At 63.4% G+C, this 13,880-nt stretch carries 11 protein-coding genes; 1 reads left to right on the forward strand and 10 read right to left on the reverse strand.

Annotated elements, in window-relative coordinates:
- Positions 1-68: 68 nt before the first annotated feature.
- The gene (locus tag P3T18_RS11935; protein WP_429300136.1) at positions 69-353 is read right to left on the reverse strand and encodes a transposase; all 285 of its coding nucleotides are present in this window, start codon (positions 351-353) and stop codon (positions 69-71) included.
- A gap of 427 nt (positions 354-780) precedes the next feature.
- Here P3T18_RS11935 and P3T18_RS11940 point away from each other — a divergent pair, with 427 nt between their 5' ends.
- Complete coding sequence (locus P3T18_RS11940; RefSeq protein ID WP_429300137.1) at positions 781-1,665, forward strand: EAL domain-containing protein; 885 nt, start codon at positions 781-783, stop codon at positions 1,663-1,665.
- 71 nt (positions 1,666-1,736) lie between these two features.
- Here P3T18_RS11940 and P3T18_RS11945 read toward each other — a convergent pair whose 3' ends face one another.
- From P3T18_RS11945 to P3T18_RS11985, 9 genes are all read right to left on the reverse strand, one after another.
- Positions 1,737-3,005 carry an isoprenylcysteine carboxylmethyltransferase family protein gene (locus P3T18_RS11945; protein ID WP_429300138.1) on the reverse strand — a complete coding sequence of 423 codons (1,269 nt, stop codon included), beginning with the start codon at positions 3,003-3,005 and terminating at the stop codon, positions 1,737-1,739.
- A gap of 233 nt (positions 3,006-3,238) precedes the next feature.
- The gene (locus P3T18_RS11950; protein ID WP_429300139.1) at positions 3,239-4,828 is read right to left on the reverse strand and encodes a collagen-like triple helix repeat-containing protein; all 1,590 of its coding nucleotides are present in this window, start codon (positions 4,826-4,828) and stop codon (positions 3,239-3,241) included.
- Between the two features lie 401 nt (positions 4,829-5,229).
- A complete protein-coding gene (locus P3T18_RS11955) occupies positions 5,230-6,393 on the reverse strand; it encodes an iron-containing alcohol dehydrogenase (protein ID WP_429300140.1) in 1,164 nt (387 codons plus the stop codon).
- A complete protein-coding gene (locus P3T18_RS11960) occupies positions 6,390-6,698 on the reverse strand; it encodes a putative quinol monooxygenase (protein ID WP_429300141.1) in 309 nt (102 codons plus the stop codon). The genes P3T18_RS11955 and P3T18_RS11960 overlap by 4 nt, the downstream gene beginning before the upstream one ends.
- A gap of 25 nt (positions 6,699-6,723) precedes the next feature.
- Positions 6,724-7,299, reverse strand: coding sequence for a glycerol-3-phosphate responsive antiterminator (locus P3T18_RS11965; RefSeq protein WP_429300142.1), 576 nt, complete (start codon positions 7,297-7,299; stop codon positions 6,724-6,726).
- Positions 7,300-7,302: 3 nt separating this feature from the next.
- Positions 7,303-8,856, reverse strand: a complete 1,554-nt coding sequence (locus P3T18_RS11970; RefSeq protein WP_429300143.1) for an FAD-binding oxidoreductase — start codon at positions 8,854-8,856, stop codon at positions 7,303-7,305.
- The gene (locus tag P3T18_RS11975; protein ID WP_429300144.1) at positions 8,853-10,532 is read right to left on the reverse strand and encodes a glycerol-3-phosphate dehydrogenase/oxidase; all 1,680 of its coding nucleotides are present in this window, start codon (positions 10,530-10,532) and stop codon (positions 8,853-8,855) included. The genes P3T18_RS11970 and P3T18_RS11975 overlap by 4 nt, the downstream gene beginning before the upstream one ends.
- Positions 10,533-10,535: 3 nt before the next feature.
- Complete coding sequence (locus P3T18_RS11980; RefSeq protein WP_429300145.1) at positions 10,536-12,071, reverse strand: FGGY family carbohydrate kinase; 1,536 nt, start codon at positions 12,069-12,071, stop codon at positions 10,536-10,538.
- Positions 12,068-13,531, reverse strand: coding sequence for an MFS transporter (locus P3T18_RS11985; protein WP_429300146.1), 1,464 nt, complete (start codon positions 13,529-13,531; stop codon positions 12,068-12,070). The genes P3T18_RS11980 and P3T18_RS11985 overlap by 4 nt, the downstream gene beginning before the upstream one ends.
- Positions 13,532-13,880: the final 349 nt, after the last annotated feature.

The raw sequence follows: 13,880 nt of genomic DNA on the forward strand, positions 1-13,880 counted from the left end.
GAGAAAAAAGGGCGCTTCGGCGCTTTTTTTTATGGGTGTTTCGGTACGGCCTCCGAAGCAGTCGCGCTTCAGCAGGTTGCTGCTTCGACCTCGACGTCGCAAACAGGTAAGCGCTCGTTCACCTGTTCCAGCACCCCCGATTTTTTCCACGTCATGTAGCGCAGATAACAGGTCTGCTGCGGCGGAAAAGTGGCGGGCAATCGGTGCCACTTCTCGTTTCGCTGCTGTAGCCACAAGATCGCATTGAGAATCTCGCGGTCGCTCCGGCGTGGTCGGCCGCGGGTAGATTGAACATCGGGAAAGAGGCTCTGGACACGAGCCCAATCGGCATCACTCAGTGGAATGGCTAACATCTGCGACTCTCAGAAATTGTGGAAGACACTCGGCAGTCTTCGCTGCAGTTCTGCCGACACTTTAGTGAAACTTTTAATCTCGGTCAAATATTCGTGTTGCTATGCGACACGGTAAATAGTGCTTATTTCATGGGTTTTTCTGCTCGCGCGGCGAATCTTAGTTTTCACCACGAACGTTCGTACTAGTTAGTCCAAATTAGTTTATGCGCCATGAATCACGCAACGTAACGCCCTGTTCGACGCTACGTAACGTCCGCATGTTCGCAAACGTTTGACGACACAAATTGTTTCGTCGAGTGTTCGAATCGATCCGCGAACCGCATTGTGTGCAAGGTTTAGTGGCGCAACACTGCGTTTGGTGGCATTCGGCAGTTTTGACTGGCACGACCTGTGCATACCTATGTGCGCTTAAACAGAAATTGACGCCATGCACACGCTCGACTATGACAAAACGCTCTCGCTCGCCAGGACGCTCGGCAACACTGCCTTGTGCGCCGACTGGGCCGTTGGAGCCAACGATGCTCACGACAACAACGCCGTGCCGTTGAGCGACCTCGAAACGCGTGTTCGCGACGGCCTGCGCGCAGGCGAATTTCATCTCGTGTTTCAGGGGACGTATCGCGCGAACGACAGCACACTTGCGCGCGTAGAGGCGCAAGTCCGCTGGACGCATCCGGAATACGGCCTTTTGTTGCCCGGCATCTTTCTGATGCCGATCGACGACGCCGAGGTTGCACTCGAGGTAGCAACCTTCGTGGTCGAGGGCGTGTGCCGCGAGTTGCGCGATTGCCTGGCGGCAGGATTGCCGGTGCAACCCATCGCGATCACCGTGCCGGCGCCGATCGCAATTCTCGATGCGTTCGCGACAGAGTTGATGCGACTGGCACGCGAATACGGCGTGCCGGCCACGCTGATCGACATCGAAGTCGCCGACAGCGCGGACGCCGCGCGTCTGCTTTCGCTGCGTACGTTGACGGCCGGTTTGCGCGATGCAGGTGTCGGCATTTCGATCGGCAACTGGGGCAACGGTGCGTCGTCGCTGGCCATGCTCGGGGTGCTCGACGTGGACACTGTCGGTGTCGCGCGCGAGTTGATGGCGTCGGTGCCGCGCGATCCGCGCGCCTGCGTCGTGATGACCGCCTTGCTCGACATGTTGCGCGCGCTCGACGTGCGCGTGGTAGTGAGCGGCGTCGAAACCGAAGCGCAGTTGCAGTGGCTGCGCGCGTGGCCCGATCTGCTCGTGCAGGGTTTCGCCTTCCCGCGTGCCAACGCGGACCTCGCGACTTTGTTCGCGGGCCGCTCGACGAAGTAAAGCAAAAAAAGAAATAAAAACAGAAGCACGGCGCGACGCAAGGTCGTGCCGTGCATGCCGTTCGATGCGTCTCACCGGACGCTCCGCGTGAGCCTGGCGAAGATGCCGTTACGCGCGATCCACTCGGCGTAGGCCCGATAGTCGGGATCGTTCATCAGATGCCGCTCTTCGGTTTTCGCGCGCAGAAAGTACAGCAGATTCACCGCGATCAGGGCCGCGCAATGGGCGAGCGCCAGTTTCCAGCCGAGCGGTTCGATGAACGGCACCGAGATCATCCAGTACGACAGATTCTTGGCGATATAGGCGGGATGCTTGGTGAAGCGATACGGTCCCGACGTGATGATGCCGCGGTTGGTCAGGTTCGAAAAACGCAGGCCGAACGAGATCGTCGAGAGCGCGTAGCAGATCAGCAGCGCGATGATGACCGTGCCCCAGACGATGCGAAGAACGGGCATCGAAATCAGCCAGTTGTCCCAGAACATCGAACCTTCGTAATGGATGTACTGACTCGAGATCAACGACCAGAACGGCTGATAGCAGATCAGCGCGACCAGCCAGCCGAGCGTGGTCGGCTCTGCGCTGCGCACGTGGCTATCGAGAATGCGCAGCGTGCAGAGATAGCCGACCGTGCCGAACATCAGATCCATCGTGTACGAGAGGTCGTACATGAAGCGGAACGTGGACAGCGAGAACGGCGCATTCAGTGCGTTCGCCAGCGAGGCGCCCAGATGATCCGCGTCGGTGGAGAGATAGGCGATCATCAGCGGCAGGAAAAATGCCTTCACCATCCAGGCGGCCAGCATTTCGCGAATCGGGCGCCAGTTGGCCGGCCGCTCGCCGCGTAACAGCAGGCGTCCCCATTGCAGATAGGCGTCGTCCACGTCGCGTTGATGGGTGTCCATCCACGCGAAGTAGAACGGTGTCGCCACCAGCAGAAATGGCGCGAGTGTCGCGATCAGATTCCAGAACGGGTTGTAGAACGCGCCGTGATACTCCGGCAACAGCCAGTAAAGCAAACTGATTGCGCCGTACACCGAAGCCAGCGCGGTGAGCCGCAACGCGACGCGCGCGATGTTCAGCGGCCGCGCCGCATTGCCGGCGAGTCCCGCGCTCGGGCGCAGATACACGCGCGCCACGAACAGCTCGTAGATGGCGATGGTCGCGATGATCGCGAGGCAGGCGGCCGTGCTGCGCGCCGCGCCGTTCATCGTGCTGCTGTCGCGCAGCAGCCAGAGGGTCAGCAGTCCCGCGGCGATGCCGAAGAGGCCAACCGAAAACGGTGTCGCCGACGCGGGCCGTGGGTCCTGCACCTGCGCGACGCTATGGATCGTGGAATTCATGTCAGCCTCGTCGTCATGACATTGAAGGCGGCCGGGCTTCTGATTTTTTTGTGCCCGGCCGCCGCGCCTGATTGCTGCATCGGCGTGTCGCCGATTCGCGGCACAGGCCGCGTTCTGCATGCGTCGTGGCGGCTCGCTGGCGGCTCATTCGCAGATCACACCTGGCGCAACCGACGCTTGGATGCCGCTCACTGACCGCCCGCTTGCACGTTCACGTGCCGCCGATCGACTGCTTACTTGCCGCTCACGCCGCTCGTCACGCCGCCCAGCAATCCGCCGACGAGGCTCGTCACGGGAGCCAGCGGATTCTTGCCGGCCGAACCGGTGCCGGTGCTGGTCGTGCCGCCGGTCAGGCCGCTGATGAGACCCGTGACCGGGTTGCCGGCCGTCGAGCCTTGCGAGGCCGCGCCGCTGACGACGGTAGTCAACGTGCCGGTGAGCGTGCCGACGACAGTGGTGACCGGCGCGAGCGGGTTGCCCGAACCCGACGTGCCGCCGAGCGAACCGGCCTTGCCGAGCAGACCGGTGAGCGGTGTCAGCAGCGTGCCGAGGCCGCCTGCCGCGCCCGTGCCCGTGCCGCTGGAGCCGCCGAGCGAACCGAGGTTGCCGAGCAGTCCCGTCAACGGCGGGATGGCGACGCCGCCGCTACCCGTGCCGCCGCCGAGCGAGCCGAGCGGTCCGAGCAGGCCCGTGATCGGCGCGAGCGGGTTGGTGGTCGCGCCGGTGAAGAGGCCGCCGGTGCTCGTGACCGTCTTGCCCAACTGGCTGACCACGCCGCCGACGTCCTTGCCGACCTGGTCGCCGGTCGCGCCGGAGACCTTGACGCCGGCTGCGTCGATGCCGTTGCCGAGCGTGCTGAGCAGCGTGTTGAGCGGCGAGCCCAGACCGGTGGTGTTGCCGATGGTTTGGGTCGTGTTCGAGATGGTGGTGGTGATCGGGTTGATCGCCGAACTCAGTTGCGTTTCGATCTGCTGGACCGGTGCGCTCGTGAGCGCGGTATTCAGGCCCGAACCCACGGCGACCACACCCTTGCCGACCGTATCGACTGCACCGCCGAGTGCCGACGTCACCGGGGCGAGCGGCGCGAGCGGACCGCTGCCGAGGCTGGTCACCACGCCGCCGACCGCGGACACGGCCGAGCCCGTGTTCTTCACGAGACCCGAGGTGGACGTGAGGGTCGGTCCGAGCGGATTGGCCGAGGTGCCCAAGGTGCCGAGACCTGCCGCCGCACCGTTGCCGAGCACCTGAACGCCGTTGCCGAGGTCGGTGACGGCCGCGCCGAGGTTGGTGGTCGTCGCGCTGTTGACACCAGGAATCGACGTGCCGCCGATCTTGCTGCCCGTGTCGGAGACCGTCGTGCCGACCGCGGTGACGAGGTTGCTCGCCTGGGTGACGACGGTGCCGATCGGCGTCGACGAAACGCCCGACGTGCCGGAGCTCGACGAACCCGACGACGAGCCGGAGGACGAACCCGACGATGAGCCGGAGGACGAACCGGAAGACGAACCGGACGACGAGCCTGACGATGAGCCGGACGACGAACCCGACGAAGAACCGGAAGACGAACCCGACGAAGAACCGGAAGACGAGCCCGACGATGAACCGGACGACGAGCCCGACGACGAACCGGAAGATGAACCCGACGACGAACCTGACGACGACCCGGAAGTACCGGACGAGCCCGATGTCCCGGATCCGGATGTTCCGCCCAGTCCGCCATCGCCCACCGTGGTGGGCACATGCAGCGTCGATCCACAGCCGTAGAGCGCGAGCAAGGTGAGAGTGGCAGCGGCGACGGCTGTTCGGCTGGCGATTTTTTTCATGATGGTCCCCGTTAGGAATGGCTATTGGCGGGTCCATGTGTGCAAGTTGTGCGCCAGCGTGAGATAGATCGCATCTATCTAATTAATCGGCATTAGTCTCTTAAAAATTGAATAAAAATAAATTTAAATGTTAAAAAAACGCGATTATTTCAATGCTGCTCAAACCGTGTTCCGTGCGTATGCTACGTAACGCGTATGGCACGTTACGGCAGCAAGAACAGGGTTGAAGCTTCCGCGCGATTCAAACGGCGACCGCAAAAAACTCGGTGAAGAAAGGATGGCGCGATGAAGCGGACAGCACGAGCAAGCGTGCTTCGCTATCCCATCGCGTTTACAACAGGAGGAGGCCGGGACCGAACCCGGCTCGAGAAGCCGCCGCGCCGGGCAGCGGCTTTCTCACTTCAGAACGCAGCGCTGTAAATGGCCAGCGCGTCGGCTTCGCTCACCGGCCGTGGATTGTTCACGAGCAGCCGTGTTTGCAGCATCGCGTCGCTCGCCATCCGTTCGAGACCGCCGTGCTCGATGCCGACGTCGCGCAGCCGCGCCGGAATCGCGGTGGCCGCAATCATCTGTTCGATCCGTTCGATTAGCGCCTGCGTGCGGCTTTCCGCGCTGCCCGTCGCGCCGGGCACGATCACGTCCGCGAGTTCCGCGTAGAGGTGCGACGCGGATTCGGCGTTAAAGCGCAACACGTGCGGCAGCACCAGTGCATTCGACAGACCGTGCGGCACGTGATAAATGCCGCCGATCGGATACGCGAGCGCGTGCACCGCGGCCACCGGCGAATTGGCAAAGGCCTGGCCGGCGAACGTTGCGCCGAGCAGCATCGCCTCGCGGGCGGCACGATCCTGACCGTTCTCGCAAGCAGGCAAAAGATTGCGCGAGAGCAGTTCGAGCGCCTTGACGGCCAGCATGTCGGAGACGGGATTCTTCAGATGCGCCGACGTGTACGCCTCGATGGCGTGCACCATGGCATCGATGCCGGTGGCCGCGGTTGCGGCAACCGGCAAGCCGAGTGTGAGTTCCGCGTCGAGAATCGCCAGATCGGCAATCAGCTGCGGCGCGACCACGCCCATTTTTTTAGCTTCGCCCACCGTCACGATGGACACGGCCGTCACCTCGGAGCCCGTGCCGGCCGTGGTGGGCATCTGCACGAGCGGCAGGCGTGCCACGCTGACCTTGTTCACGCCGTACATCTCGCCGAGCGACTGTTCCTGCTGCGGTGCGAGTACGGCCAGCAGTTTTGCCACGTCCATCGACGAGCCGCCGCCTAGCCCCAGCACGAGTTCCGCGCCGGCCTCACGCGCACGCGCGGTGGCTTCGAGCACGATATGTTCGGGCGGATCGGCGATCACGTCGTCGATGACCGTGGTGTTCCAGCCATGCGCGGCGAGGTCGGCGAGCGCCGGCTGCAGCAGACCGCTTCTGTGCAGAAAGCCGTCGGTCACGACGCACACGCGTGCGAGCGACGGAAACTGCGCGCGCAGCAATGCGCCGAGGCGGCGTGCCGCGCCGAACTCGACCACCAGGGTCGGCACGGTCTGGAAGCGGAATGCGTTCGTCATGCTGTGTCTCCGGGCACCATATGGCTCGTCACCTCGCGCCGGTCGAGCAGCGGAATGATCGTGCCGAAACCGAGACGCTGGAAGTGCTCGGTTTCGCGATGCACGGCAAGACCGTCGGCATCGGTATATTGCTCCAGAATCACGAAGTGATCCTGGTTCAGTGGGGAACGGAAAAATTCGTAGTAAACGTTTTTCGGTTCCGCACGGGTGGCCGCCGCGAGTTCCGTGAGCGGCTGCACGATGGCGTCGCCGTTGCCGGGTTTGGCGTAGTAGTGCGCGATGACCTGCAGATAAGCCTGAGCCATGAATTACTCCAGCAAAAAGGTGACTTCAACGTTCGGGATCGAGATTCCACAATTCGCTGTCGCTGGTCGATACCGCGACGGCGCCGTTTTTCAGCGCCTCGAATACGTCGCCCTTGTTGCAGACGAAGCCCGATGCGACGATCGGCGGCAATGCCTTGCGGTCCTGTTTCGACAGATGTGAAAGCATCGGTGCAGGCATCAGTTGTACCAGATTCGGATCGCTTTGTTCCAGCGCCTTCATGCTGCGCGGCCAGGTCGAGCGGTCCGTCACGAACACCTTCTGCATCGTGACGAGACCGGCCCGATTGCCGCGCTGGATAGTCGCCACCCGGGTCGAGACGAGGCTCGTCACGCCGATGTCCGCGAGATACTCAACGCCGCCCTTGTCCTGCGAAAGCCCGTCGCAACTGTCGATATTGACGATCACGTACTTGCCGGCTTTGGTCAGGGTGGCCACCACCGGATGCAGTTTGCGCAACTCGACGTTCGCGACGATCGACACTTCGGCCGCGCTCTCCAGAAACGTGTCGATCTGCTCGACGCCGTACAGCGTCGCAATGACCGGATGGCGCGTGAGGCGCGCCCCAAGTGACTTGTCCATGTATTACTGCTTTGCGTGGTGAGCTTGCTCGTCGGTCAGCCCGAGCTTGCCTGGATTGAGAATGTTCTTCGGGTCGAGGGTGCGCTTGACGGCCTGCAGAACCGCAAACGCGTCACCGAGCGATTCGCTCATATACGGCGCGCGCAACAGGCCGACACCATGGTGATGGCTCAGCGCTGCATTGTATTGGATGAGTACCGCGTTGGCCGCGTCCCAGGCGGCGCGATACCACTTCGCGCGCTGCTCGACTTCCACTTCGCCGCGCAGCGAGAAATACAGGCACGCGCCGTCCACGTAGGCATGCGACTGATGCGCGGAGCCCGCGAGCGTGCCGGGCACCGAGTTGATCGCCTTGACGACGTCGTCGTAGATCGCGGGCAGGTCTTTCCACGGGCCGGCCATCTCCAGCGTGTCGGCGACGAAGCCGGGGCTGCGCTTGAAGCCTTCGGCGCTTTTGCCCGTGAGGTAACGCGTATCCAGCCACTTTTCGAAGATCGCCTCGTCGTCGAGCTTCTCGCCGAGTTCCGCGCAGACACGCTCGCTGATCGCGAGTACGGCCTCGACGATTTCACGCGGACCTTCGTCGGCGACGAGCAGCACGTTCGATTCCGGCAAGCCGAACTGCACGCCGCTTTCGAGTTCGTCATAGAGGCGCAGCGCGGCCGGATTGGCGCCTTGCTGCATGATCTGGCGGCAGGCTTCGAGGCCGATCGCGAAAGTCCTGAAGCCGTAGGCGATGGCGCGGCCGTAATCCGGCAGGCGATGCAGCTTGAAACGTACCCGCACGATCACGCCGAGCGTGCCTTCCGAGCCGATAAAAAGCTGCTGCAGATCCGGGCCGAGCGCCGCGCGCGAATAGCCGCCCACGCTGATGAGGCGACCGTCCGCGAGCACCACGTCCATGCCGAACACCATGTCTTCGATCTTGCCGTAACGCGTGGACAATTGTCCCGCGCCACGGCACGCCACCCAGCCGCCCACTGTGCTGATCGCGTACGAGGACGGCCAGTGACCCATCGTCATGCCGTAGTCGCGCTGGATGGTCTGCTCGAAGATATCGCCGAACATGCCCGCTTCCACTTCGACGATCTGGCTCTCGCGGTCGAAGCCGATGAAGCGGTTCAACTCGCACACGTCGAGCACGATGCCGCCGCGCACCGGTAACGCCGCGCCCGTCACGTTGCTGCGTCCCGCGGACACCGTGACCGGAATCGACGCCGCGTCGGCGATGCGCATCACGGCCTGAATCTGCTCGACCTTCGACACGCGCACGATCACGGCGTGCGGCGTGGCCGGCTTGCCGCCGGTCTCGCTCACCATCGAGGCGGCCCACCAGTCGCGCGTCCAGGCCACCACGTCCGGCGTCAGCGTGAGGACTTGGTCGGCGACGGCGCGCAACGCGTCGATCTCCTGCGCGCCGACAGTGACAGGATCGCGTTGCAGACCGGCTTCGCTGCCGGTCTCCTTGATCGTGGCAGCGTAAGCCGGCGGTGTGTGCGCGCCGACCACGTAGTTGCCACGGTTATAGCCGCGCTTGATTGCTTCCTTGCTGATCATTCGGTTTCTCCCATAAGAACAGACTTTTCATGTTCGACGGCGGCGACGTAGTCGCTCACCTGCTGTGCGACGACCGCTGCGGACAAGCCGAGCTCCGTCTGTAAAATTTCGCCCACTCGTTTGGCGGCGCGCGCCGATGCATCGCGTGCCATCAGTCGTGCACGGATGCGGCGCGACAGCACGTCGTCGACGCTGTGCGCAAGTTCGTGGCGCGCGGCGTAGACGATTTCGGCTTCGGTATAAGGCAATCCTTCGACGATCGGCGCGAGCAGGGCCGGGTCGCGTTCGAGAATGTCGGTGACGAAGCGCGCTTCCGTGCCGTAGCGTTCGCCCAGCTGCGCGGACAAGCCGCCCGAGGCGACGATCGCCTGCGAGTCGTAGCCCGCCGCGCCCAGCAGATAGGCCGATTTCGTGCGGCACTTCGCGCGCTTGCCGATCACTTTCTGCGCGGCGTCGATGGTCTGCTCGGCCATGTGGCGCGAGGTGGTGAGCTTGCCGCCGACGATCGTCACGAGCCCATCGGGCGCGGTGTGAATTTCATGATTGCGCTTCATTTCCAGCGTTTTTCCACCGGGCGGCCCGACTAGGGGACGGCAACCGGCAATGCTGCCGACCACGTCTTCGGCCTGCAGGTCGGTCTTCAGCGCGAAGCGCGCGCCTTCGAGCAGGAAGTCGAGTTCCCGACGCGTGCAGCAGACGTCGTCGAGATTGCCTCGATAGTCTTCGTCGGTGGTGCCGAGATAGGAGACGTTGCCCCAGCGTGTGATGGTGGCGCGACGGTTGCGCCCCGGCACGGGAATCGTCACGGTGCAGTCGTTGCGAATCTTCAACCAGGGAATGGCTACGTGCACGCCTTTCGCGGGACGAATCTGCAAGCCGCCGGTGTCGTCTTTCTTGCGGCCGTTCCAGTCGCGCAGCCAGACGCCCGTGGCCATCACCACCACACCGGCGCGCACGCGTATTTCGCGCTCGTCGGCCTGCACGATCACGCCGTCGACACTGCCATGACCGTCGCGCGTGATCTCGACCACCTTCGCGTGATTCACCACGGCCGCGCCGTGAAACGCTGCCGTGCGCGCCAGATTCAGCGTGAGGCGTGCATCGTCGACGCGGGCATCGAAATACATGAAGCCGCCGGTGAGGTTTTCGTCGTTGAACGTGGGGCAGTGCGACAGCACTTCCGCCTTGCTCAGCTTCTGATGCAGGATACCTTCGCGCCAGCCGCCCGCGATGTCGTAAGTCCAGAGCAGACTTTCGAAGGCCTTCGCGAGACGCTTGTCGAATACGCCGTCTTTCTCCATGACGGGAAACAGAAACGGCAGACGTTGCACGAGATGCCGCGCGTTGCGGCGTAGACGTTGGCGTTCGAGCAGCGAGTGACGCACGAGACCGAGATTGCCCTGCTCGATATAGCGCAGGCCGCCATGCACCATTTTCGAAGACTTCGACGACGTGCCCGACGCGAAATCGTTTTTTTCGAGCAGCGCCACGCGATAGCCGCGCAAGCTGGCGTCGAGCGCCGCGTACACGCCGGTGACGCCGCCGCCCACGATCACGATATCGAACGGCTCGCTGCCGAGCCGGTCCAGCTGCTCGCTGCGCACCATGCGCAAAGGCTCGGTGCCCGTCATTTCGGCGCGATCCTTCGAGGCCTTTCTGGATGGAATAAACAACATGGACTAGTCCCCACAACCGTTATCGAATGCACTTGCGTGAGCGAGTTCCGCTTCCACTCTCGAATGCCACATGGCGCGCCGTTTGGCGCGCGCGTCGGCGGATGCCGTCGGCAGGAACACCGCGTCGGTGACGGTGGTCGAGCGTGCGTGTTGCAGCGAGTCCCACAGCAAGCCGGACGACCCGGCGAGAAACGCGATGCCGCGCAGACTCGAGCGGTCGCTTTCGTGCATGCGGCGCACCGGCATACCGCTTAGATCGGCCTGAATCTGCAGCAGCGTGTCGCTGCCGGACAGGCCGCCGCCGACGACGAGTTCGGACGCGTCGATACCGCCGATCTGCTGGTTCGCGTCGATGCACAGGGCCACCGACTGCGCGACGCCCTCGAGAATCGCGTACGCAATCTCGGCCTGCGTCGTGGCAATCGAAATGCCGCTGAGCGACGCGCGCGCGTTCGGTTGCAATTGCGGCACACGCAGTCCGGTGAGTGCGGGTAAAAACGTGACGCCGCGCGCCGAATCGACCGTGGCGGCAAGCGCGCTGATCTGCGCGGGATGGTCGAACCAGCGCAGTTTTTCGCAGATCCAGTTGAGCGCGGAGCCGGTGGTCGCCACGAAGGTTTCGAGCGAAAAGTGCGAGACGCCGTGCTGGCGGCGCGCGGTCATCGTCAGCGTGCCGTCGTGCGCGGCTTCCGTGACGGCCGGCACGTGCGATCCGACCAGCAGATCGACGAAGCTGCCGGTGCCGTGCACGCACATCGACTGACCGCGATCGAGGCAGCCGAGGCCGACCGCGCCCGCGAGTTGATCGCCCGCACAGGCGAGAATCGGGACGTCGATGCCGAGCACGTCGGCGCGCGTGCGGCCGAAATCGTCGGCGTCCTGACGCAGTTCGGGCAGCAGTTCGCGTGGAAAGCCGAGTGCGTCGATCCAGTCGAGGCAGTAGCGGTGCTCGTCGAGCAGATAGGCGCTCGCCGAGGTGGCGTTGGTGGGCGTCGTCACGCACGCGCGTTCGCTGGAGAGATGCCACAGCAGCCACGTGTCGATGGTGCCGAATGCGAGGCGCCGTTCGCGATACGCCTGCGTCACGGCGGGTGTCGTGCGCAGATGATGGACGGCCCACAGGTAGGGCGAGCGCACGCCGGCGGGACGCCCCACGCGGGCGATGAGCGTGCGGTCCCATTGCGCCGCGAGTTCGTGCAGTTCGTTCGCGTGACGCGTGTCCTGCCAGACCATCGCGGGCACGAGGGCACGGCCGGTTTGCGTGTCCCACAGCACGGCCGTGGCGCGTTGCGTGGCGATGGCCAGCGCGGCGATCTCGAGTTGTTCGCTGGCCGCCTGCGCGAGCGTCGCGCGGCAGACGGCAATCGTCTTGTCGAGAATGACGTTGGCGTCCTGTTCGACCACGCCCGGACGTGGGCTGTCGACGGCCAGCGCCTGATAGTGCAGACAGGACACCTGCCCGTCGGCGTCGACCGTTGCCGCGCGCGTGCCGGACGTGCCTTCGTCGATGGCGAGGATGACTTTTCGATGGCGAATCATCGCTGGGATTTCTCGATGGCGGGGTTCATGAATACGGATGCCTCGGACGCGTCGTCCTTGAAGTGCGGCGCGCCGGGTTCGTTGTCGGGCGTGATGGTGGTGCGGGTCGGGTCCCACTTGATGACGAAGCAGATCACGCTGGCGACGAGCGGCACGATGGCGAGAATCAGGAAGGTGTGATCGAGGCCGTAACGCTCGCGAAACAGCGGAAAGACCAGCAACCCAAGCGCCGCGCCGATCGAGCCGAGCGCACCGATGACACCGTTCGCGCCGGCGCGAATCTCGCTGCGAAACGACAGCGAGGACAGGCTCTTGCCATTCGCACCAGGCCCCGACGAATGAAACAGAATGAATAGCGAAGGCACGATGACGGCGAGCCAGAGCGGCATCTTCGAACCGTACAGGCCGAGCAGGAGCAGCATCGCGAACACCGCGGCAAAGCCGAACGCGGAAGCGCGCCGCAAGCCGAAGCGCTTGCCGATGACGGGCGACATGAAGCCGCCCAGAATGCCGAACACGTTGAAGAGCAAGGCGCCGAGCGTGGCGTAGACGAAGTCCTTGCCGAACAGCGTCGCGCTGATCAGCGGCAGATACCAGCCGATCCCGAAGTACTGGATGGATTGTCCGATCTGAACGGTGGCGGCGAGAATGGTGCGCGGCAGATAGACGCCGCGAAAGATCAGCGCGACGTTCGCGAGTCCGCGCCTTGCCTGATTCAGCACAGGCACGCGTTCTTCGACGGGCGCCGCCGCGAATGCGCGACCATAGATGCGGCTCATGGCAGTGGCCGCTTCCGGCAGGCGCTCCTTACGCGCGAGCCAGATCGGGCTTTCGACGAGGAACACCAGTTGCAGCACGAGAATCGCGAGGCCGAACACGGCGGTTGCCGCGACCGAGTATCGCCAGATCGAATCGCCGACCTGCCACGAATGAAACAGCAGCGCGAGCAACAGGTTGGAACAGACGGCCGTGTACCACATGCCCTGCCAGGCATTGAGGCGGCTCTTGAGCTTGACGGGCGTGAATTCCGCGAGCATCGCCATGGCGATCGCGAAGTCGATGCCGTACGCCATGCCCACGAAAAAGCGGCCGGCCAGAATGACTTCGAAGCCCGGCGCGAATACCACCAGCACGGCGCCGATCACGGCGAGAAATTTGGCGAGCACGAGTGGACGAATACGTCCCCAGCGATCAGCCATCCAGCCGCCGATCGGATTGAACGCAATGGCGACCCACGACGCAAACGACGTCATGAGCGCGATCTGCGGCGCGCCCAGATGAAGGTCGCGCGTCATCGGCCCGAGGCCCGCGCTTAATGCGGAATTGGAGAATGCATCCAGAAACAGTCCGCCGAGCGCGAGCCACCAGATGAGGCCTGCTCGACCGGGAATGCCGGAACATGAGTCGATGTATGAAATGACATCGTCGATGCCACGAATCTTAATCGCGATCGTTTGCACAATCGGTCTCCTTTAGTTTTTCTGTAAGAGGCCGTTGCTGTTCGCGGTGCAGATCACGACTGTGTATGCGGAAGAACTCCGCATCGTGCGATCCGCGCGTTGCATTCCGTTAGCGCGCAAGAGACCATCTTACAGATAGTCTCTTATCTAGATCTGCAAGCGCACTTTATGACGCGTGCCGCAAAGTGTCAAGTGGCGCGATCAACAAATAAGGCGCAACGCATGCAGGGATTGCCATGATTGCGCAGCGTGGTTGAATGGTGTTGCGAATTTAAAATGATACGGATGACTAATTTAACTTGGTGACGATGGCCGGCACCGACGCGATGTTCGACGTCGCCAGGAACGC

This window comes from Paraburkholderia sp. GAS199 (assembly GCF_050436585.1).
Lineage (GTDB): Bacteria > Pseudomonadota > Gammaproteobacteria > Burkholderiales > Burkholderiaceae > Paraburkholderia.